Source organism: Bartonella sp. AA83SXKL, from assembly GCF_042196965.1.
Lineage (GTDB): Bacteria > Pseudomonadota > Alphaproteobacteria > Rhizobiales > Rhizobiaceae > Bartonella.
Window position 1 is genome coordinate 34,146 of the sequence record NZ_JBHIRG010000002.1, and the last position, 20,511, is coordinate 54,656.

At 35.5% G+C, this 20,511-nt stretch carries 16 protein-coding genes; 3 read left to right on the forward strand and 13 right to left on the reverse strand.

Going from position 1 to position 20,511, the window contains the following annotated elements; translation table 11 throughout:
- Window positions 1-20 precede the first annotated feature (20 nt).
- The 4 genes from kdsA to tpiA all read right to left on the reverse strand — a co-directional run bounded on the left by kdsA (window position 21) and on the right by tpiA (window position 3,953).
- Complete coding sequence (gene kdsA, locus ACFINO_RS01395; protein ID WP_375633087.1) at window positions 21-857, reverse strand: 3-deoxy-8-phosphooctulonate synthase; 837 nt, start codon at window positions 855-857, stop codon at window positions 21-23.
- A gap of 36 nt (window positions 858-893) precedes the next feature.
- A complete protein-coding gene (locus ACFINO_RS01400) occupies window positions 894-2,522 on the reverse strand; it encodes a CTP synthase (protein WP_375633089.1) in 1,629 nt (542 codons plus the stop codon).
- A 130-nt stretch (window positions 2,523-2,652) separates the two neighbouring features.
- A complete protein-coding gene (gene secG, locus ACFINO_RS01405) occupies window positions 2,653-3,105 on the reverse strand; it encodes a preprotein translocase subunit SecG (protein WP_375611263.1) in 453 nt (150 codons plus the stop codon).
- Between the two features lie 83 nt (window positions 3,106-3,188).
- Window positions 3,189-3,953 carry a triose-phosphate isomerase gene (tpiA, locus tag ACFINO_RS01410; protein WP_375620758.1) on the reverse strand — a complete coding sequence of 255 codons (765 nt, stop codon included), beginning with the start codon at window positions 3,951-3,953 and terminating at the stop codon, window positions 3,189-3,191.
- A 154-nt stretch (window positions 3,954-4,107) separates the two neighbouring features.
- Between tpiA and ACFINO_RS01415 the strand changes: the two genes are divergently transcribed.
- A complete protein-coding gene (locus ACFINO_RS01415) occupies window positions 4,108-5,997 on the forward strand; it encodes a peptidyl-prolyl cis-trans isomerase (RefSeq protein ID WP_375654911.1) in 1,890 nt (629 codons plus the stop codon).
- A gap of 829 nt (window positions 5,998-6,826) precedes the next feature.
- On the opposite strand, the gene ACFINO_RS01420 is transcribed toward ACFINO_RS01415, so the two are convergent.
- The 9 genes from ACFINO_RS01420 to tatA all read right to left on the reverse strand — a co-directional run bounded on the left by ACFINO_RS01420 (window position 6,827) and on the right by tatA (window position 15,594).
- Window positions 6,827-7,687: a phytoene/squalene synthase family protein gene (locus ACFINO_RS01420; RefSeq protein ID WP_375654913.1), complete on the reverse strand. Its 861-nt coding sequence runs from the start codon at window positions 7,685-7,687 to the stop codon at window positions 6,827-6,829.
- Between the two features lie 877 nt (window positions 7,688-8,564).
- Window positions 8,565-8,951, reverse strand: a complete 387-nt coding sequence (locus tag ACFINO_RS01425) for an Mth938-like domain-containing protein (protein WP_375617683.1) — start codon at window positions 8,949-8,951, stop codon at window positions 8,565-8,567.
- A gap of 461 nt (window positions 8,952-9,412) precedes the next feature.
- The gene (gene yajC, locus ACFINO_RS01430) at window positions 9,413-9,865 is read right to left on the reverse strand and encodes a preprotein translocase subunit YajC (protein WP_375633099.1); all 453 of its coding nucleotides are present in this window, start codon (window positions 9,863-9,865) and stop codon (window positions 9,413-9,415) included.
- Between the two features lie 683 nt (window positions 9,866-10,548).
- Window positions 10,549-11,730, reverse strand: coding sequence for a peptidoglycan DD-metalloendopeptidase family protein (locus tag ACFINO_RS01435; RefSeq protein WP_375654915.1), 1,182 nt, complete (start codon window positions 11,728-11,730; stop codon window positions 10,549-10,551).
- A 155-nt stretch (window positions 11,731-11,885) separates the two neighbouring features.
- Window positions 11,886-12,545, reverse strand: a complete 660-nt coding sequence (locus ACFINO_RS01440; RefSeq protein WP_375654981.1) for a protein-L-isoaspartate(D-aspartate) O-methyltransferase — start codon at window positions 12,543-12,545, stop codon at window positions 11,886-11,888.
- Between the two features lie 133 nt (window positions 12,546-12,678).
- A complete protein-coding gene (serS, locus tag ACFINO_RS01445) occupies window positions 12,679-13,956 on the reverse strand; it encodes a serine--tRNA ligase (RefSeq protein WP_375633105.1) in 1,278 nt (425 codons plus the stop codon).
- Between the two features lie 61 nt (window positions 13,957-14,017).
- Window positions 14,018-14,800, reverse strand: a complete 783-nt coding sequence (tatC, locus tag ACFINO_RS01450) for a twin-arginine translocase subunit TatC (protein WP_375634095.1) — start codon at window positions 14,798-14,800, stop codon at window positions 14,018-14,020.
- Window positions 14,781-15,236 carry a twin-arginine translocase subunit TatB gene (locus ACFINO_RS01455; RefSeq protein ID WP_375633109.1) on the reverse strand — a complete coding sequence of 152 codons (456 nt, stop codon included), beginning with the start codon at window positions 15,234-15,236 and terminating at the stop codon, window positions 14,781-14,783. The genes tatC and ACFINO_RS01455 overlap by 20 nt, the downstream gene beginning before the upstream one ends.
- 55 nt (window positions 15,237-15,291) lie before the next feature.
- Window positions 15,292-15,594 (reverse strand): twin-arginine translocase TatA/TatE family subunit, encoded by a 303-nt coding sequence (gene tatA, locus ACFINO_RS01460; RefSeq protein ID WP_375612915.1) that lies wholly within the window; start codon window positions 15,592-15,594, stop codon window positions 15,292-15,294.
- 1,642 nt (window positions 15,595-17,236) lie between these two features.
- Here tatA and ACFINO_RS01465 point away from each other — a divergent pair.
- Together ACFINO_RS01465 and uvrC are read left to right on the forward strand one after the other, a co-directional pair.
- A complete protein-coding gene (locus tag ACFINO_RS01465; RefSeq protein ID WP_375654917.1) occupies window positions 17,237-18,100 on the forward strand; it encodes a 23S rRNA (adenine(2030)-N(6))-methyltransferase RlmJ in 864 nt (287 codons plus the stop codon).
- A gap of 385 nt (window positions 18,101-18,485) precedes the next feature.
- Window positions 18,486-20,465 (forward strand): excinuclease ABC subunit UvrC, encoded by a 1,980-nt coding sequence (gene uvrC, locus ACFINO_RS01470; RefSeq protein WP_375654919.1) that lies wholly within the window; start codon window positions 18,486-18,488, stop codon window positions 20,463-20,465.
- Window positions 20,466-20,511: the final 46 nt, after the last annotated feature.

Genomic DNA, 20,511 nt, shown 5'->3' on the forward strand with positions numbered 1-20,511 from the left:
ATGAAATATTTTTTCTCTTCTCAACTCAACTTTTTTGACAGATAATCAAATTCCATTAAAGTCTCAAGCAATCTTTGTAAATCATCAACTTTAACCATATTGGGTCCATCAGAAGGTGCATTATCTGGATCTTGATGTGTTTCTAAAAAAATACCAGCTACCCCAACAGAAACAGCTGCACGCGCTAAAATTTCAACAAATTGACGCTGTCCACCAGATGAAGCCCCCTGCCCCCCAGGTTCTTGAACAGAATGCGTTGCATCAAAAATAACAGGAGCTCCAAATGAACGTAAAATAGGCAACGAACGCATATCAGAAATAAGTCGGTTGTAACCAAATGACGTGCCTCGCTCACAAAGCATAACATTCGGATTACCACTGTAAACAACCTTTTTTAAAACATTCTCCATATCCCACGGCGCTAAAAACTGACCTTTTTTAATGTTAATAACACATTCTGTTTTGGCGGCTGCTACCAAAAGATCTGTTTGACGACATAAAAAAGCCGGTATTTGTAAAATATCAACTGTAGAAGAAACAATTGTACATTGCTCTTCTGTATGCACATCAGTTAATATGGGACAATCAAACTCTTTTTTTAAATCAGAAAAAATAGCCATTGCTTTTTCAAGACCAATGCCACGTGCCGCATTCAAAGAGGTTCTGTTGGCTTTATCGTAACTTGATTTATAAACAAACCTGATACCAAGCTGATCGGTAATTGTTTTAATACGACCAGCCATTTCAAAAGCATGATCACGACTTTCCATCTGACACGGCCCTGCAATTAATGAAAGAGGCATTTCATTTGAAAAAATCATATTTCCAACTTTCACACGGGCATTTGGTTTAGTCATTTTATCCCTCAAAAGCAAAGTAATCCAATTTACGCATTAAACTAATCGACTTTGTTCTACAGCGGCTTCAATAAAAGAAGAAAAAAGCGGATGTGGATCAAAAGGACGAGATTTTAATTCTGGATGATATTGAACACCAATAAACCATGGATGATCTACATATTCTATCGTTTCTGGTAAAATACCATCAGGAGACATCCCAGAAAAAATCAAACCACACTGTTCTAACTTATCCTTATAATCAATATTGACCTCATAACGATGACGATGTCGCTCGACAATCTTGGTCATCCCATAAATTTGAGCAATATGACTCGCTTCTTTTAATTCAGCAGCAAAAGCACCAAGGCGCATTGAACCGCCGAGAGCACCATTTCTTGTACGTTTTTCAAGAACGTCTCCTTTAAGCCATTCTGTCATTAAACCTACAATTGGATTGTCTGTTTCGCAAAACTCACTTGATGAAGCATTCTCAATCTGTGCAATATTGCGCGCAGCTTCTATACAAGCTAATTGCATCCCAAAACAAATCCCTAAAAATGGAACTTTACGCTCTCGCGCAAATTGAATTGCTCGAATCTTCCCTTCTGCCCCTCGTGCCCCAAAAGCACCTGGAACCAAAATTCCATGGGCTTTTTGTAAAGCTGAAACAGAATCTTCTTTTTCAAAAAGCTCCGAATCAATCCACTCAATATTAACCTTCACTCTATTCGCTAAACCACCATGTGCAATCGCTTCAATAAGAGATTTATAAGCATCCTTTAAGCCCGTATATTTTCCTACAACAGCAATCGTAACTTCTCCTTCAGGATGGTGAATACGATGCGTAATATCTTCCCAACGATCCATCTTGGGGGAAGGTGCCGAATCGATTCCAAAAGCGCAAAGAACTTCAGAGTCCAAACCCTCCTTATGGTATGCCATAGGAACATCATAAATTGTTGGCATATCTAATGCCTGAATGACTGCGTTGGAGCGAACATTGCAAAAAAGTGATAATTTGCACCGTTCTGTTTCTGGAATAGATCGATCTGCACGTACAAGCAAAATATCAGGAGAAATACCAACTGCTTGCAATTCTTTGACAGAATGTTGTGTTGGTTTCGTTTTTAATTCACCTGCTGAAGGAATATAAGGCATTAATGTGAGATGGACATAAACGACATTTTGTCTCGGTAGCTCATTGCGAAGCTGACGAATCGCTTCTAGAAAAGGCATTGCTTCAATATCACCAACCGTTCCACCTATCTCACACAAAACAAAATCAAATTCTTCATTTTCCATCGTAATGAATCTCTTAATTTCATCTGTAACATGAGGAATAACTTGGACTGTTGCCCCCAAATAATCACCACGCCGCTCTCGTTCAATGATATTGCGATAAATACGCCCTGTTGTAATATTATCTTGGCTATTTGCAGAACGCCCAGTAAAACGCTCATAATGACCAAGATCAAGATCCGTTTCTGCACCATCATCGGTCACAAATACTTCGCCATGTTGATAAGGTGACATCGTACCTGGATCAACATTTAAATAAGGATCAAGTTTGCGAAGACGTACGCGATAGCCACGAGCCTGTAATAACGCTGCTAACGCCGCCGCTGCGATGCCTTTTCCAAGGGAAGAAACCACACCACCAGTAATAAAAACATAACGTGCCATGGGCTTATGGTGATAAGCAATTTATAATGATTTTTCCAGCAAAAAATGCAAAAAGAAACAATTTTTCTTCTAAAATAAAAAAGGCGAAAAAAATCACCTTTTTTTAAAAAGTCTATGTTTTCTTAAAAAACTATTTTGTACTGTTATCGGGAACTGTATTTTCAAGAACCTGAGGAACTGGACTTTCTGCTTCAGGATTTGTGGACTGTTTCTGTTCCTGCGAAGAATTCGAAGTGCCTCCTAGCTGTTCAAGAATAGAAGGGGAAGACTCACCATCTGACGATGGGACTGATCCTGAGTCTTTATTGGTAGAATTCTGCTCTGAATTAACCGGTATACGCTTTAAAATATCAGAACTAGAATTTGATATATTACTCACCACGGTAAGTCCAATAGACACAACAAAAAAACAACAGGCTAAAATAGCAGTCAAACGTGTTAAAGGGTTTCGAGATCCACGAGTTTTCATCAACCCTGAGCTATTACTCACACCTAACCCACCACCTTCTGAAGGTTGAATTAATATAATACCAACCAAAGTAATCACAATCAAAAAATGAATAACTATAAGTACTGTTTGCATAAACCCTGCTCTTTAAATAACTCTTTAAATAGCTATTTACACATAAATAACGCACAATCCAAGGGGAAACTCAAATTTCTCTGCTATAGTTTACGACAAACATCGCAAATAGTTAAAAAATCAATCGCTTTTAAGCTTGCTCCACCTATCAAAGCACCATTAACATGAGCAATGCTTAAAAGCTCAAATGCATTGGATGGTTTTACGGATCCACCATAAAGCAAACGTATCTTATTGCCTTCATCACCAAAACGAGAGCGCACCCTATCACGAATGAAATGATGTACTTTTGCAATATCTTCTGGAGTCGCTGTGTTGCCGGTGCCTATCGCCCAAACTGGTTCATAAGCGATAATGGTATTCTCTGCTGTTGCATCATCTGGGAGAGATTCTTCAAGCTGCTGCGTGAGAATATCCAGTACTTTATTATTATTACGCTCCTCCAATGTTTCACCAATACATACAAGAGCCACAAGACCTGCTCGCCACGCAGCTTGCACTTTGGCACAGACAATCGCATCATTTTCCTGGTACACTGTACGACGTTCTGAATGCCCAATAATAACATGACTTGCTCCCGCTTCTTTAAGCATAAAAGCTGAAATATCTCCAGTATAAGGACCATGATCATCAAAGTGACAATTTTGTCCTCCCAAAAGGAGATTTTCACCATTCAGCGTATTAGAAGCACGCGATAAAAGCGTTGCTGGAACACAAATTAGGGCTTCAAATAGATGACCTAGATCAGAGCTAACGCCTGTAGCAATAGCACGTAACTCTCCAAGCGATTCACTCGTTCCATTCATTTTCCAATTTCCAGCAAGAAAAGGCCGAATATTTGGAGACATATTTTCACCTCAAGAGCTTTTACAATACATTGTTTATCTGTAGTTACCAAATTATAAAATGAAAGCAAGTCTTTAAAGCTTGCATCTTTCATCTCTTTATTGCAAATTCCATTACAGCTTTGATAATAACTCACATTAAAAATGGACTTGAACAATGCTTGACATCATAAGAAATGCTACAAATTCTTGGATTTTTAGAATTTTCCTTGCTATTTTACTCTTATGCTTCATTCTTTTATGGGGGGTACCGCAGTTACACAAAAAAAGTGAAAGAGATCTTATTACTTCTGGAAAGTCCACAGTAACTGTCGATGATTATCGTCTTGCACTCGCCGATCAAAGCGCACGTTTAGCATATGCTGCTCATCTTGGACGAATGTTTACAACAAATGAAATGCAGCAATACCAAATTCCTGCTTTTGTATTTAATCAATTACAACAAAATGTACTGCTTGATGAACAAGCACGTAAAATGAAAATAAGTCTTTCAAAAGATACAATAGCTCATACGATTGGTTCTGATAAGATGTTCCAGGTAAATGGCACTTTTGATAAAAACTTGTTTTATAACTATCTTCAGCATTTACGTATTAGTGAAAGTGCTTTTCTTAATTATTACACCAAACAAGAAAAGCGTAATCAGCTGATTGCTGCTTTACTTTCTGATATGAAGGCACCAAATCTCTTTTATAAAGCACTTGCTCTTTATCAAGGAGAAATGCGTATTGCTGATTATCTCGTTATTGATCTAAAAGAAAAGAAAACAATTGCTGATCCTGATTACGAAACATTACAAAAATGGTTTGAAACACATCAAAGTCAATTTCGTGCTCCAGAATACCGTACTGTCTCTTTGCTATCTATGGAACTTAATGATTTTGTAAAACCTAAAGATATCTCAACAGATGAGGCGAAAGCCTATTATACACAAAATGCTTCACGTTTTGTAACGCCTGAAAAGCGTACATTCGAAGAACTGCGATTCCTCTCACGCGAAGAAGCCGATAATGCAGCAAAAAAAATAGCTGACGGATTGAGTTTTGATGAACTGGTAAAAGCTGAAAAAAAGACTCTTAATGACATAAAAAAAGGTCCTCTTGCAGAAAATGAACTTCCTAATCATCTGACATCTGAAATTTTTGAACTTCAACAAGGACAAGTCAGTCCTGTGATAAATGACTTACAGGGACCTGTTCTCATTCGCGTTACGCATATTGAACCTTCAAGCTCTCTTCCTTTTGAAAGTGTAGAAGAAAATATTCGCCAAATACTTGCCAAAAATCGTGCTACTGATGATATCCGTAACAATTATGTAGCCATTGAAAATGCTCGTTTTGAGGGTGCTTCTCTCAAAGAGTTAGCTGACCAATACAAGTTATCTTTGCGCACAATTACTATTGATAAAACGGGAAAAACGCTTGAAGGTGCAATACTCACGGATTTACCTCAAAAAGATATTTTACTGAATGCCATCTATCAATCAAACGAAGGAGTCGATCTTGATCCTCTCTCTTTTCAAAATGGTGGATATCTCTGGTACAAGGTCGATAAAATTATTCCTGCCCGCGATAAGACACTTGAAGAGGCTAAGCTAGATGTTCTTTCTCAATGGAAAAATGAAGAAATCCAACGTCTTCTTGATGAAAAAGCCCAAAATACTCTCAAACAACTCACGGAAGGAAAAAGTCTTGTTGCTCTTGCTCATACCCTTGGTGTTACAAAACAAACAACACCCGCCCTCCGGCGTCAAGACTCATCTGAAATCCTTGGCGTTGAAGGGATTAAAGCATTATTTGCTGCTCCCAAAGGTCATTATGGCATCATAAAAGGTCCGGTTGCAACAAACCGTATCATTTATCAAATAAAGACTGTAACCATGCCTAAAGATATCACGTCTCATACTCTTTCAACTGAGGTCCGCGCCAATATAGATATGATGATAAGAGAAGATCTCAAGCTAGAAATGCTACAAGTTGCCAATAAAGAACATCCTTTGGAAATTAATAGCACAAATTATAATCAGATCTTTAACGCTCTCCAATAAAAAGATTGTGCATAATTTTAAGAACTTATTGATAAAGTTTTCATCAGCTCTTCGTCTATAGTTGAAGAGGTAAGACGGGTTTCTTGTCTGCATATCTTAGGATCAGCGTTTGTATAATGATTCATTTTCTCGCAAAACAGTGCATGTATGGATTTGCGAGAAAATAGTCAATGGAATGTAGAATCGTTTTTGCAATGCATTAAAAAACATTATCCATCCAAAGGTTGTAAAGGTTGCCGCCCATTAAGCTATAAATATCATCCCTATCGTCATTCATTCATAGCTCATCATATTGCTACTCTTAATATTCATTCATAGGGAGCGTATTGCTTCTTCCTTAAATGATTTCATTTACACACCCAACTTATAATAGATAAAAAAACTATTTTTAAAATTCATTATAAAAATGGAGAAATCTTTTTCTATTCAAGACTCTCATTCAATATGAGAAAAAACGAATTATCATTATAAATCAATATATTCATCAATCATAACAGTCATCAATTATGATGTTATAATTTCTCAAAAATAAGAGTTTTTTATAGACTTATAGACTGCTAAGATAACTTCTCTCATAAAATAGAAATTTTATCTCATGTTTTTCTTTCTCTGCATCTCACCCATCCAATACACTGAATAAAACATATTACTGATGAAGAAATATACCGTATTTTCAAGATCACAAAATTTCTTATTCTTTTGCGTTCATAACAACCAAAACATCAACATTTTTTATAACAAAAAAATGGTTTGGAATCACAATAGCTCCTTTATCTTCCTATGAGAAAATCAGTCTACATGTTACGCATTCCAACATAGTAATATTCTTTTACAATATCTTTGGAAAGTTGCCGCTTATTGCTGCCCTTGTTATCAACCAATAGCGATACATCAATGGCAAAGTTGCACTCTCTTGAAAAATTGCTGCCCCCAGCTGTATAGCTTTTTGAAGAGAAGCTGGTACAATGACCAATGGAAGAAAAGCTGGCTTAAGAACTCTAGGTAAAGTACAAGAATACTCGTAAAATTGGGTATAATGATCGCGCGATAATGCTACCATAGCTTCAACAATACAACCCTTTTGTTGATCGCTGAGACGATGAGATTCCAAATCTTCCCTATTCACTCCTACAGCCTTTAATATATCAGTGGGTAAATAATATTGATATCGTGATTGCATGAATGATAAAAGACGCAATGCACCACTTAATCCTTGAGAAATCCCTCCATGTTCATAGATATCTGTAAACTCTTGTGCAGTTTCAGGATCTAATATCTGACAAGAAAGCTGTAAAATTATGCCTGCTGTCTCACCACAATAATGCTCTAGATCATGAAGTGTTTCTATTGGATTGTGATAAAGATCTAAAATTTGCGCATCACAATAACGTAAAAAAGCTGTCTTAGGTAAATTAAAAAGAGTCATTGCTTTTAATAAATCATTCAAAATCGGATTGTTTCCACTCGTTTGCATTTCACCATGAGCAATAGCATCATACCACCAACGTAACCGTATTTCTCCTATGAGTGGATCATGTACACTTTCGCGGATACGAGAAACTTCAGCATTAAATACATAAAGAGCAGCCAATGCTTGGCGCTTTTTTTTAGGTGCAAATAAAACCGATATATAGCGATCACGATCTATGGTACGTAAAATATCAAGACAATAAGGAAGAGAGCCTATCATTCTATGAACCTATTAACGTCCCTTTTTTAGCAATTAAATTAATACCCTCTTTTTATTCATATTAAAAAATGAAGGATAAGCAAATACAGTTCAGAAAATAAGATTTTTAAATGTGTCTCTTAACTGTATTATGAATTAAAATTTCTTTTCTAGTCCCTTTTCGTTTTAGAAAGAAAAAAATTAAATAAATAATTTTTCTGATAAAACTTATCTTATCGGACTTCAAGTTTTCATTTGCAATAAAAAAGCTAAAAAACCAATCGTAACATGCATAGTAAAACTTGAACAACAAACAACGCAAAACACTTTTTCAGTGGATAGATGACAATGTTATTTTATAAAAAATGCACTGATCACAAAAACTTCATCAATCATTGACCTCCTCCCCATCCTAAAAGACAAAGGTTCTTACCAACACCAATTTGTAAAAAATCCAATTGCTCTCGGTGCATTTCTGTTACTATAAACGCATTGATTTATAATGATAATTTTGTGTTTTGTATGTTAAATTAGAATCCAAAATATCGTAGATATGCTTTCATTTCAAACCAATTCCATGTTACATCAATAAAAACTATTCCCTTGCACGTCACAAGCGGAACTGGCTTGTAGGTAAAAACTGTATAAGAAAGAATTAAAATGCCTCTTATGAACTGTCTTAAGTGCCAAGAGCTGATCACTCATGTGATTCATTAGGAACTATGAGCAAACTTTGTCCTGAATACTTGCTGCTGTATTTAAAAACACTTAATGTGTTAAGTTATGTATATTCTATACCCTTATATCACCGCCTTAAACGACAGTATTTTACAGTGCAGAAAATAATCACACAAGTCTTTCATGCTAGACCAGAGCCTTTGTTTTATTAAACAATACTCTAGTCTACCGCAAATAATAACGCCGCAACAGCGCGATCTTCAGCCAATAAAACATTAAATGTACGCACCGCCGCTCCCGTACTCATTGTATCTGATGAAATACGTTTTTCCCATAAAAGCACCCGTAACTCTTCAGGTAATCGTAATAATTCAATTCCAGTACCTATTAATAAAACTTCGATTTCAGAAGCTTCTTCTAAAATACGAGATATATCCCCTTGAGTGGGAACAGGCCCTGCCATCTCAATGCCATAAATACCTGATGGTACACAAATAATAGAACCTCTATGAGACATATCAGCAAAACGAAACCCACCATTTCCATAAGCATCAATAGGTGCGCGACTTGGAAAATGTGCTTCACGAATTTGAATTGCATCGAACATGAATATGCACCTTTTATTTTTGAATAATCCAATTGTCTTTGCTACTTCTCACCATAAAAATTAAAGTAAGGCTGATATAAACATTGATATGTTAAACATAGCCTAGTATTGAAGTGAAAATTTTTATATAATGCCCTAATCTTCTCATACAACAAATATATGAAAATTTTGGAATAAACCGCAGTAAAATGCTATACCTGCTTAAATAAATCTATCTTTTAAAAAGTTTCCTCAGCTTATTTACTCACAAATTGCTTTTTATAAAAACAATGATCTTGTTTAAAAAACAGAAAAAATTGCGTAATATTCCATAAATAAAATAACTATTTTAATCATCTAAAGAAAACAAAAACTCCATTTTCTGTAGCCACTATAAAAGCCCCTTTTTCAATGAAATTGTCTTGATCTTGCCAAGCTTTTTATAAAAATGCTTAAAAAATGTAATAAACTGCCATTACACCTTAAGATGCATTTTCCTTTGATATAGCTTTTTTCTCTTTAGAGATACTCATATCTTCTTTCGTTGTCGTTTTAGATTTAGACTTTTGTGGTCTTTTTGCTTTAGCATTAAGTTTTGATTTTTTTTCTGCAATCGGCTCACCTTTAACGCGCACATCAGCTAATGTTGAGCGAATAACACGAATATTCATACTCTCACCAATTTCAACCTCTAATTCACCACTCTCGTCGTGAACCTTCGTAACCTTGCCGATAATACCACCACCCGTTATAACTGTATCACCACGACGTACTGCATTAAGCATTTCTTGGCGTTTTTTCATTTGGGCACGCTGTGGACGAATGATAAAAAAATACATAATTGCAAAAATTAAAATGAATGGGACAGCGCTAGCAAATGAAATTCCACCGGAAACATCGCCTGCAACTTGAGCATAAGCGTTCGTAATAAACATTTTTATCTCCTATAGTTAAACCTCAGGTATTTCCCACTCTATTAAAATGAAATTCCGATACAGAAAAAATTCCTAAAGAATTTATCATAAAAAGCAATAACTACATAATCTAATCACAGCTTTACAAAAATACAATAAATCCTTAAGAGGCAGAATACCAAAATACAATGAGAAAAATCTTAAAAAATAGATTCACTTTCCCCTATTGTATATCCTACAATACAAATCTTTTCACTAACTCAATAAATTATACAAGATAATTTTTCTAATGAACAAACTTAATTTATATAGATAATTTATCGTTTTTGATATCAAATGACAGATCTAAATACAATAAAACGCTCTCATTTCAAACCCTGAATTAATCAAAACGATTTTCTTGCACGTCACACATATGAAATGAGCCTGTAGATAAAAACTTTTTAAGAAAGGGGTGAAATATCTTTTTTCATGCTTCTCTCAAATGCAAGAGCAATTGAAACACTCAAAGCTGACAAATAGTATGATACTATTGTCTTACACTTTCATAAATACAAAAATGGTAATATCTACCGACCCCAACGAACTACTTTCCTAAAACCAATGATTTTTTGCTGCAATGTCATTGATTTAAGAAAATCAATTATTTTTCATGAATTTTCTATAAACTGTAAGACTATTCAAATGTAAAAGTCATCAATAAATTAGTTTTCTAAATATTTAAGGGGATCAACAGGTAATGAATTCTTACGCATCTCAAAATAGACACGTGGCGTTTTAACATTTCCTGAAACACCAGATTTAGCAATCTCATCACCGCGCCTTATCCTTTGTCCTTTGTTAACAACAAGCTTACTATTACATCCATAAATAGTGATAATATCATTTTCATGTCGAATCATCACAACATTACCAAGCTCTTTTAGTCCATCTCCCGCATAAATAACCACACCATTTTCTGCCGCCTTTACCGAAGACCCTTCAGGCACTGCAATATCTATTCCTCGATTCATTACTGTTCCCTTTTTTTGACCGAACTGGCTTAATAAACGCCCTCGTACTGGCCAACGCATCTTAGAAATTCCTGTGGCTTGCGGAGTCGTCATATTATCTGTATTCGTAACATTACTTGACAAACCAGTCTCATGTTTCAATTGCGTCATCTGTTTAGAAAAATTTTTCTCAGAGCTTGATTTGTTCATCTTTGCAGAGGGTGGCGTTATTACAGGAGCTTTATATATAGGAGAGGACTTCTTGTTTTTTATAGAGGACATCAATTGAGATTGGGATGCAGATTCTGTTGTTGACACTGCCCAATCGTTATTATTGTGTGCATTTGAAGCTGCTAATGTACGCCTGCTTGGAACAACAAGGACCTGACCGATATAAATGGAATTGCTGTTTATACCATTTGCTAATTTTAATGCCTCAACACTAACCCCTACTTGTCGTGCAATACTGAGCAGTGTATCTCCACTCTGGACAATATAAGAACTCCGCCGAAAAATAGGAGATTTATCCATTTGTGAACGAGAAAGTATTCCAAGATTACGTGGAGGGGCGCCCATAACGCGACCATCAGAAGAAGTTATCCTACCTTGATGTGGAAAATTATAGGAGGAATTATCATCTCCCCACGAATCATCGCTTGATTCCACAGGTGGCAATTCAGTGCTTTGTATCATACCACTACCGTATGATAGCATTCGCGGATCTGTATACATAGTGCTTGATATATTTGATTGAGATGATACCGCACGATGAGAGAACGTATTGGAAAAACGCTGTGTACCAGAACTACAACCAGCAACAATAGTTACCACCGCTAAAAAAGTTATTCTCTGAAAATTATGCTGGAAAATATTATCCAAAGCTTTTAGACGCATCGTTTTGCTCACTCATCAATAATCAACTCACTCCATTAAAGCTTTTTTAAATTACCGAAGAGTTAAAATGAGATGTTTTATTCATAAATATCTTTATATAAGATCAAAATGAATTTAACGTAGACAATTTGCAGAAATTTCTTAGCTTTTAAAAATTAAAGTATCTCTGCAATGCCTTTAATAAAAGGTTGGTAACGCACTTGGAACAGTTCTAAACACTCAAATCGACTACCAATTTTTGTATAGCGCATCACCGTTTGTACCCCTTCGTCAGGTCCTATCGCCTGAATGAGAATTCCATTTTCAGCTAAAAGTTCTAAAAATTCCTTTGGTTCATCAAAACGTGATGGCCAAATAAGAATGCGATCAAATGATCCTAAGCCTGTCACACTATGACTTCCATCAATCTGCCGTATAACAATATTTTCAATTCCTAAAGTTTGAAATTTTTGGCGTGCTAAATCAACAAGCGTTTTATAACGATCAATCGTTGTCACACGGTCACTCAGACATGCCATAAGAGCAGTACAAAAACCAGATCCTGTACCAATTTCTAAGACACGATGCCTTTTTTTCAAAGATAATGCCGAAAGAATTAAGAGTTGTTCTTCCAAACGTTCCATATATTCACCACACTCAAGGGGAATAACTTTATTATCATAAGCACTATTGAACCAAGGAGCAGCAACAAACTGTTGACGCGGAATTTTCTCTAATGCCGAAAAAAATCGCACGTCATCAATGCCTTTGCTACGCATTTTCAGTACAAGAGCGGCTAACTCCTCACGAAATTGTAAAATACCCTTTTGCCCCATAGTATCATTCAATCTCCAATGGAGGTGCACTTTTATCATACTGATAAACTGCTTCTTTTAAAATGGCAAAAACTTGCGTCTGTGTATCATCACCTCTTGGCAATAAACGCATATTGTCTCTCCTTTCGTAAAATTAAGCAGTAATACAGCGCATGCCTCCCATATAAGGTTGTAAAACATCTGGAATAATAATTGATCCATCAGCCTGTTGATAATTTTCAAGTACGGCAATAAGACAACGTCCAACAGCCGTACCAGAACCATTAAGGCTATGAACAAAATGCAATTTTTTATCGCCGTCTTTACGATAGCGCGCATTCATACGACGACCTTGAAAATCTCCACAAACTGAACAGCTAGAAATTTCACGATAACATTCTTGACCAGGAAGCCAAACCTCGATGTCATAGGTTTTACGCGCTGCAAACCCCATATCACCCGTAGAAAGAACCACTGTGCGAAAAGGCAAACCAAGCCGTTTTAATATATCTTCTGCACATTCTGTCATACGTTCCAATTCAATTAAAGACTGCTCTTCACTGGTAATCGAGACCATTTCAACTTTCCAAAATTGATGCTGACGCAACATACCGCGCGTATCACGACCGGCTGCTCCCGCCTCTGAACGAAAACAGGGAGATAAAGAAGAAAATCGCAGTGGTAAATCTGATATTTCAAGAATTTCATCGTTGACCAAATTGGTTAATGGCACTTCTGCTGTGGAAATAAGCCATCGACCATCTGTTGTACGAAAAAGGTCTTCAGCAAATTTCGGTAATTGTGCTGCTCCGTAAACAATCTCATCACGAACAAGAAGAGGTGTTGAGACTTCTGTGTAACCATTCTCATTGACATGCACATCAAGCATAAATTGGCCTAATGCTCGTTCTAGCCGTGCTAACGCCCCTGAAAGTACTGTAAAACGTGTTCCAGACAAACGACTAGCTCGTTCAAAATTCATCTGTTTGAGATCTTGACCAAGATCAAAATGTTCCTTTGGTGTAAAATTAAATGTTGGAGGTGTACCAAAATGTCGAATGACGACATTATCACTTTCATCTTTACCTTCTGGAACATCATCTAATGGAATATTTGGAAGTGCTGAAAGAAGTTTCTCAAGACTCTCCGTCAGTTGTTTTTCTTCCACTGTTGCAGAGGAAAGAAAAGCTTTAATCTCTTCAACTTCAGCTCTAAGACGTTCAGCCATTTGCTGATCAGATACAGCCAAAGCCTGTCCTATTTCCTTTGAAACAGCATTGCGACGTTCCTGCGCCAATTGCACCTTAGCAATATGCGACCGACGTGCAAGATCAAGTTGTATTAACCTTTCAGCTTGTGGCTCAAGACCTCTACTTACGAGTGCTTTATCTAATTTCTCAGGATTGTCACGAATCCACTTAATATCAAGCATAAAAATTCCTCATTTATATTGTTTTTATTCATTCCTTATCGCATAAGATTATACACTTTTCTTAAGCGGATTTTCTTCTCTTTTCTATACTGTAAGCAATTAAAATTGAAATCTCGTAAAGTGCTATCGTTGGTAAAGCCACTGCAAACATCGTAAAAAAATCCGACGGCGTTATGATTGCCGCAATGATAAAAGAGAGCAAAATAGCCCATTTTCGTTTAGAAACCAAATCATGAGACGTTAAAAATCCAATTTTTGTTAAAAGACTGATGACAAGAGGTAATTGAAAAATCAAACCAAAAATTAGGATAAATGATGTCATAAAGCCCAAATAATCAGAAATACGCACTATAAACTCTATTTTTAAATGAACATCTGGAAGAAATTGTTGAGAAAGGCTAAACCATAGTATTATTGGCGCTAATAGACCATAAACAAACGCTCCCCCAATACAAAATAAAATAGGCCCCCCAATGAGAAATGGTAAAAAAGCCATCCGCTCATTTTTATAAAGCCCTGGTGCAATAAAACTATAAAACTGAAAAGCCGTATAGGGAAAAGATAAAATAATTCCCCCAAAAGCAGAAAGTTTCATCTTCGTTAAAAAAGTTTCCCATACTTGCGTTGATTGCAAACGAATACCCTCAGGGTTACCCCCTGCTATTTTCATTGCCCACTGATATGGCCATAGTAAAAAATTTAAGATATAATCTTTAACAAGAAAACACATCATAAAAGCGATCATAAATGCAACCAAAGCAGAAATAATTCGCTGACGAAGTTCAATTAAATGTTCTAAAAGTGGAGTCATATTAGCATCAACTTCATCTTTTTTTACATTCATGACACATCTTCTTTTTTTTATCTTTAGGAGAAACAAAAATGTTTTCAGAATGATGAGAAGCTATAGAAACTGTCATATCTTTCTTGATTACCTTTTGATCACATTCCAAAATTTCTTTATCTTTTTTAAATTTATGATGTGTTTCCTTAACATCCCAATTATCGTGGATATCCTCTAATATATTTTGAGTGGGATCAAAAGTTTCTGCCAACTTCTTGCTTGAATCGCTAATATCCGAACATACTTTTTGCAAATCATCGCGCTCGATTTGTCTTATTGCATCATCAAACTGATGACGAAGTTCATTTGCTGTTGAATACACATACGCTCTTATCTTTGCTACTGTCTTTAATATTTTAGGTAAATCTTTTGGTCCAACGACAATGATGAGAACAAGTAAGATTACGATAAACTCTGGTCCGTCAATCCCAAACATCTCTTAATTCGACTTTCTCATCAAAAAATATTGCACAATGATGATTGCGTTTTTGTTACTGTTTTTTAGCAACAGATGTTTTGCTTTTTTTAGAAGCAGAAGAAACCTTTCTGCGCGCTGTTGCATGTTTTACCGATAACGGCTGAGATTGTTGAGATTCTACATCAATCATTTGGGAAGTAGGAGCCATTTCAACTTTATCCTCAATGCTATCATCTTCTTCCTTCATATTTTTTTTGAAGGCTTTAATTCCTTTAGCAACATCGCCCATTAATTCAGAAATTTTACCGCGACCGAAAAGCACAAAGATAATCAATAAAATTATAATTAAATGCGTTGGTGAAAAAATATTACCCATTATTCTCTCTAACTTTATGCTTTTAAATTTGATTTCATTTATTCATGCTTCCTCTGAAGAATGTATCAAATATAATATCTTACTTATATATTTTCTTCTTAACTTAAAAGCAATTACACGCTTTTATTGCAAAAAGAACTTTTTATCCTCTCATCCTTTTTTAGCGTATTATAACACAAACCATTCAAAAATGATAAACCACTTCATACAAAGTTCAAAACACTTAAAAACTTTTCTAAAATAACTTCATCTGATCTCTTAGGTTACTCATCTTCCTGTAAATACTATAGCCAATGTCTTTCCTTTTAAACAATGTTGTACGTATCATTACAAACATTTCCGCCAAATTATCCTTTACTGATAAAAATCATAACATGCTGTAAAACATTTTACGTATTCAATTAAAAAAATCAGAAAGAAAAATCTCTAAAAAACTTTCTTAACACATCATCGGTCTCTTCAAAAACGATCATCTTACGCACAACATTTATTCTTTGCGTTGGGGTGGGAATTTTATCATCCATTATTCCATATACAATACGAAATATGAGCCATCATCGTATTCAATTAACTATCTGTCGTGTAAATAAAAACTATTAGCGGAAAGAGTAAAAATGTACTTTATGAACCAACTCAAGTGCCAAGAGGTATGGCAATACTGCTAAAAAATAAAAAAGGTACCAGCTTGTGCCTTTATTCAGTAAAATACCTCCATATAACCAACTCTCTAAGCCACGGCATGCTCTAACTATTACAAGTCTCCGGATTCTGGGCATGCGTTCTCATAATATCATGTGTTTAACCTATCTCAGTATTGAAACCAGAATGGGCATTAATAGAAAATTATATTCAATCAAAAGCATGGCATCGAAGCATAATTCATGTAAAAGAATTTCTTATCCTCGCCTTTTTTATAAGATTTCCTTATAAAGCCGCTCGATAATACAGTGTTAGAGATAAATAAACCTATTTACTTTAGTTTAAAATTCTCATTTTATTGAAATAGCTTGCAGAGTGCATATCAATTTTCAAAAGTTTTATTTTAGCGTCATACACAATAACCTAGCCATTTAGCGTGTATAATGTAAAGCTTTGGCTCCGCTTAAAGCAATGAGATTCATCCATACTTTTACAAAAATCTATCACTATAACACCAGCACTTTATTGCTCTCTCCATAATTTTACGCTCGCTAAAAAACTGATCAATGTAACAATGTTTTTATCAAGCATTTGAAATTCTTTAATCTTTAAACAAGCAAATTTATGAATGAATTTGAAAGATACCCTTCAATTTTTCAACAAACTTCACTAATATTCTCGTTAATTGAGTGTTTTTTATAGTTTTCCTAAAAGAGTCCGCGATCATAAAAAATTCTCTTACAACATAAATATCTCTATTGAAATGTTTGATCTCTTCTTGTCTATCTTTCATATAAAAAAATTAAAATTTTAACGATTAATCTCATTATATAAAAATAGCTCTGTGAATAAATGCTCCCATAACATTAATATTTTTTCTGTAGTGTATAATTGGGGGGTGAGGGCATTGTTTGATTTCTACAAGAGTATTTTTATGGATATCAATTCTATTATTCTATGCTAATAATCCGGTACAGTTATACATAATGATAGAGTTTACTCCATGAATTATCGGCATATTTATCATGCTGGCAATTTTGCTGATGTTTTTAAACACATTATTGTCACTCGCATTGTAGAATATCTCAAACGCAAAGAAAAAGCTTTTCGCGTTATAGATACGCATGCTGGAATCGGTATTTATGACCTTTCTTCTTTAGAAGCACATAAAACAGGAGAGTGGCGCGAAGGTGTCCAACGACTTTTTTCAACTCCTATCCCAGAAGATTTAAAAACACTCCTTTGTCCATGGTGTGACATCATTGATGCCCTCAATAAAGGGGAAAAAGAAATTGTATTTTATCCTGGATCTCCTGTTCTTATTCGTCAATTATTACGGAAACAAGATCGCCTCACCGCAATAGAATTGCACAATGAAGATTATCATATTTTAGCAAAAAACTTTGCAGGAGATTATCAGACAAAAGTTCTGCATTTAGATGGTTGGCTTTCCTTAAATGCTCATGTACCACCAAAAGAAAAACGTGGGTTTATCCTTGTTGACCCTCCCTTTGAAAAAGCTGGTGAGTTTTCCCGCCTTATTGAGGGATTAACGAAAGCCTATCGTCGCTTTTCTGGAGGGATCTACGCTTTATGGTATCCTGTTAAATATGACAAAGAAATTGAAAGTTTTCTTCACGCGCTTTATCAAACCGGAATTTCTAAGATTCTACAGCTTGAAATGCGTATCCGAAAAAGTTCAAGTCCACCGACAATGAATGGAAGTGGTATGATTATTATTAACCCTCCCTACCTTTTGGAAGAAGAAATGAAAAAACTCAGCCCCTTTCTTATCAACCGTCTTGGACAAGATGAAAATGCCAAAATAACTCATAAGTGGCTTCAAAAAGAACATCTATTATTTTAGATCTTTCTCTGATATTTTTCCTAAATCAAATATCATGTTGTAAGATATAAAGACTTTGAATGATAAAGTTCTTTGAATAATACCAACATATTATAGTAGTAAGCTAATAACGATCAGCGTGAATTATTTTTTTAGAAAGCCTATCCTCTTAATCATTATGGATTTCTTATTTCAATCATTTTAATGGATAAATTAGGCAAATTCATAAAGCTGTTTTAGAATAACAACTCTCATATTTTTTTATGAAAGATCGGCTCTCTAAAATCATACTCTTATATTATAAGATATTATTTATAGAAAAAAATTATAAAGACATGAATAATCATTATTTAATAAAAAAGAATATTTCATATATTAAACAAACAACATATTCGTAATAAACGGAATGGTCCTGAAAAATAATACAAATTATCCGCAAAATGAACGGGAAAATCTTTCTTTTCTCTCTAATATTACATGGCATAATGCCAATCAAAGCAATGAGAAAAATCAATTCCAGGGTATCAAGTTCATACAAGAGTTTGTTAGACACCTTCCGCATAAGCCTGGGGTTTACCGGATGATTGGTGAAAATGGTGATATTCTTTATGTTGGCAAAGCCCGTAATCTCAAAAAACGTGTTTCAAACTATACACGTGAACAAGGACACAATAATCGTATTACCCGCATGATTCGTGCAACATATCATATGGAATTTATCGTCACCCATACAGAAACAGAAGCACTCCTTTTAGAAGCCAATCTCATCAAAAGATTGCATCCACATTTTAATGTACTCCTGCGTGATGATAAAAGTTTCCCTTATATTATGATTACAGATGATCATCGAGTGCCTGCACTTTACAAACATCGTGGTGCTCGAACACGAAAAGCTCACTATTTTGGTCCTTTTGCTTCTGCTGGTGCAGTGACACAAACAGTTCATGTTTTACAACGCGCCTTTTTATTACGAACCTGTACTGATTCAGTTTTTGAAAACCGTACACGCCCCTGTTTGCTTTATCAAATTAAGCGATGTTCTGCACCTTGTACTCATGAAATTAGTGACAGTGATTATAAAGAACTGGTGAAAGGAGCAAAAGCGTTCCTTTCGGGAAAAGATCAATCTATTAAAAGCGATATGGTTCAAGCTATGCATAAAGCCGCAGAAAATCTTGATTTTGAACAAGCAGCTTCCTATCGTGACCGCTTATCAGCCCTTTCTCACATACAAAGCCATCAAGGTATTAATCCTCAAACGATAAAAGAAGCGGATGTATTTGCAATTGCGCAAAAAGAAGGAATGACTTGTATTCAAGTGTTCTTTTTTCGCATGGGGCAAAATTGGGGAAACCGTGCCTATTTTCCTAAAGCAGATCCCTCTTTTTCCCGCACTGAAATCTTAGCGAGTTTTCTTGCCCAATTTTACGATAATAAACCACTTCCCAAAAGTATCCTTTTATCTGAAGAAATTGAAGAAAAAGCACTTCTTACAGAAGCATTTAGTCTCAAAGCAAACCACAAAGTATCCCTCTCTTTACCCAAACAAGGTGAACGGAAAACTCTTGTTAATCGTGCCTATCTCAATGCTCATGAAGCACTTGAACATAAGCTTTCTGAAACAGCCACCCATACAAAATTGCTTCAAGGTCTTGCTAAAACATTCCAACTACCTTTTCCTCCACGCCGGATAGAAGTCTATGACAATTCTCATATCATGGGAACAAATGCTGTAGGGGCTATGATTGTTGCTGGTCAAATGGGATTTATTAAAAATCAATATCGAAAATTCAACATTCGCTCAACAGATATCACGCCTGGCGATGATTTTGGCATGATGAAAGAAGTGATTAAACGAAGATTTTCACGCCTTATCAAAGAGTATGATCTGCCAAATAGAAGTCATGACATAAAAGATGATGATCTTTTTCCCATTTGGCCTGACCTTATCTTAATCGATGGTGGTGAAGGACAAATCAACAGCGTACATGAAATACTTGCTGAGTTACAATTAAATGATCTCTTCACAGTTGTTGGAATCGCCAAAGGTGTTGACCGTCATGCGGGACGTGAAAGATTTTTTATAAAAGGTATTTCCCCCTTTACACTTCCTCCACGTGATCCTATCCTCTATTTTTTGCAACGTCTGCGTGATGAAGCACACCGTTTTGCGATTGGAACTCATAGGATAAAACGAAAAAAAGCAACATTCAAAAACCCACTTGATGAAATCGAAAATATCGGTCCGACAAGAAAGCGTGCGTTGCTTCATCATTTTGGAAGTGCCAAAGCTGTTGCTAGTGCCTCATTTGAAGATTTAAAAAAAGTTACGGGAATCTCTATGACAATTGCACAAAAAATTCATAACCATTTTCATGAAAAATAGGCTTGTTTCATAACCTTCGCCTTGTTACGTTTAGGAAATATATTCT

What these genes read in the sequence shown, in the direction of transcription:
- ACFINO_RS01465 (WP_375654917.1), top strand. Translation starts at nt 17,237, where the DNA reads ATGAATTATCGGCATATTTATCATGCTGGCAATTTTGCTGATGTTTTT.
- secG (WP_375611263.1), bottom strand. Translation starts at nt 3,105, where the DNA reads ATGCAAACAGTACTTATAGTTATTCATTTTTTGATTGTGATTACTTTG.
- ACFINO_RS01415 (WP_375654911.1), top strand. Translation starts at nt 4,108, where the DNA reads ATGCTTGACATCATAAGAAATGCTACAAATTCTTGGATTTTTAGAATT.
- tpiA (WP_375620758.1), bottom strand. Translation starts at nt 3,953, where the DNA reads ATGTCTCCAAATATTCGGCCTTTTCTTGCTGGAAATTGGAAAATGAAT.
- ACFINO_RS01440 (WP_375654981.1), bottom strand. Translation starts at nt 12,545, where the DNA reads ATGGGGCAAAAGGGTATTTTACAATTTCGTGAGGAGTTAGCCGCTCTT.
- ACFINO_RS01455 (WP_375633109.1), bottom strand. Translation starts at nt 15,236, where the DNA reads ATGTTTGGGATTGACGGACCAGAGTTTATCGTAATCTTACTTGTTCTC.
- yajC (WP_375633099.1), bottom strand. Translation starts at nt 9,865, where the DNA reads ATGTTTATTACGAACGCTTATGCTCAAGTTGCAGGCGATGTTTCCGGT.
- ACFINO_RS01425 (WP_375617683.1), bottom strand. Translation starts at nt 8,951, where the DNA reads ATGTTCGATGCAATTCAAATTCGTGAAGCACATTTTCCAAGTCGCGCA.
- ACFINO_RS01435 (WP_375654915.1), bottom strand. Translation starts at nt 11,730, where the DNA reads ATGCGTCTAAAAGCTTTGGATAATATTTTCCAGCATAATTTTCAGAGA.
- uvrC (WP_375654919.1), top strand. Translation starts at nt 18,486, where the DNA reads ATGGTCCTGAAAAATAATACAAATTATCCGCAAAATGAACGGGAAAAT.
- ACFINO_RS01400 (WP_375633089.1), bottom strand. Translation starts at nt 2,522, where the DNA reads ATGGCACGTTATGTTTTTATTACTGGTGGTGTGGTTTCTTCCCTTGGA.
- tatC (WP_375634095.1), bottom strand. Translation starts at nt 14,800, where the DNA reads ATGAATGTAAAAAAAGATGAAGTTGATGCTAATATGACTCCACTTTTA.
- ACFINO_RS01420 (WP_375654913.1), bottom strand. Translation starts at nt 7,687, where the DNA reads ATGATAGGCTCTCTTCCTTATTGTCTTGATATTTTACGTACCATAGAT.
- tatA (WP_375612915.1), bottom strand. Translation starts at nt 15,594, where the DNA reads ATGGGTAATATTTTTTCACCAACGCATTTAATTATAATTTTATTGATT.
- serS (WP_375633105.1), bottom strand. Translation starts at nt 13,956, where the DNA reads ATGCTTGATATTAAGTGGATTCGTGACAATCCTGAGAAATTAGATAAA.
- kdsA (WP_375633087.1), bottom strand. Translation starts at nt 857, where the DNA reads ATGACTAAACCAAATGCCCGTGTGAAAGTTGGAAATATGATTTTTTCA.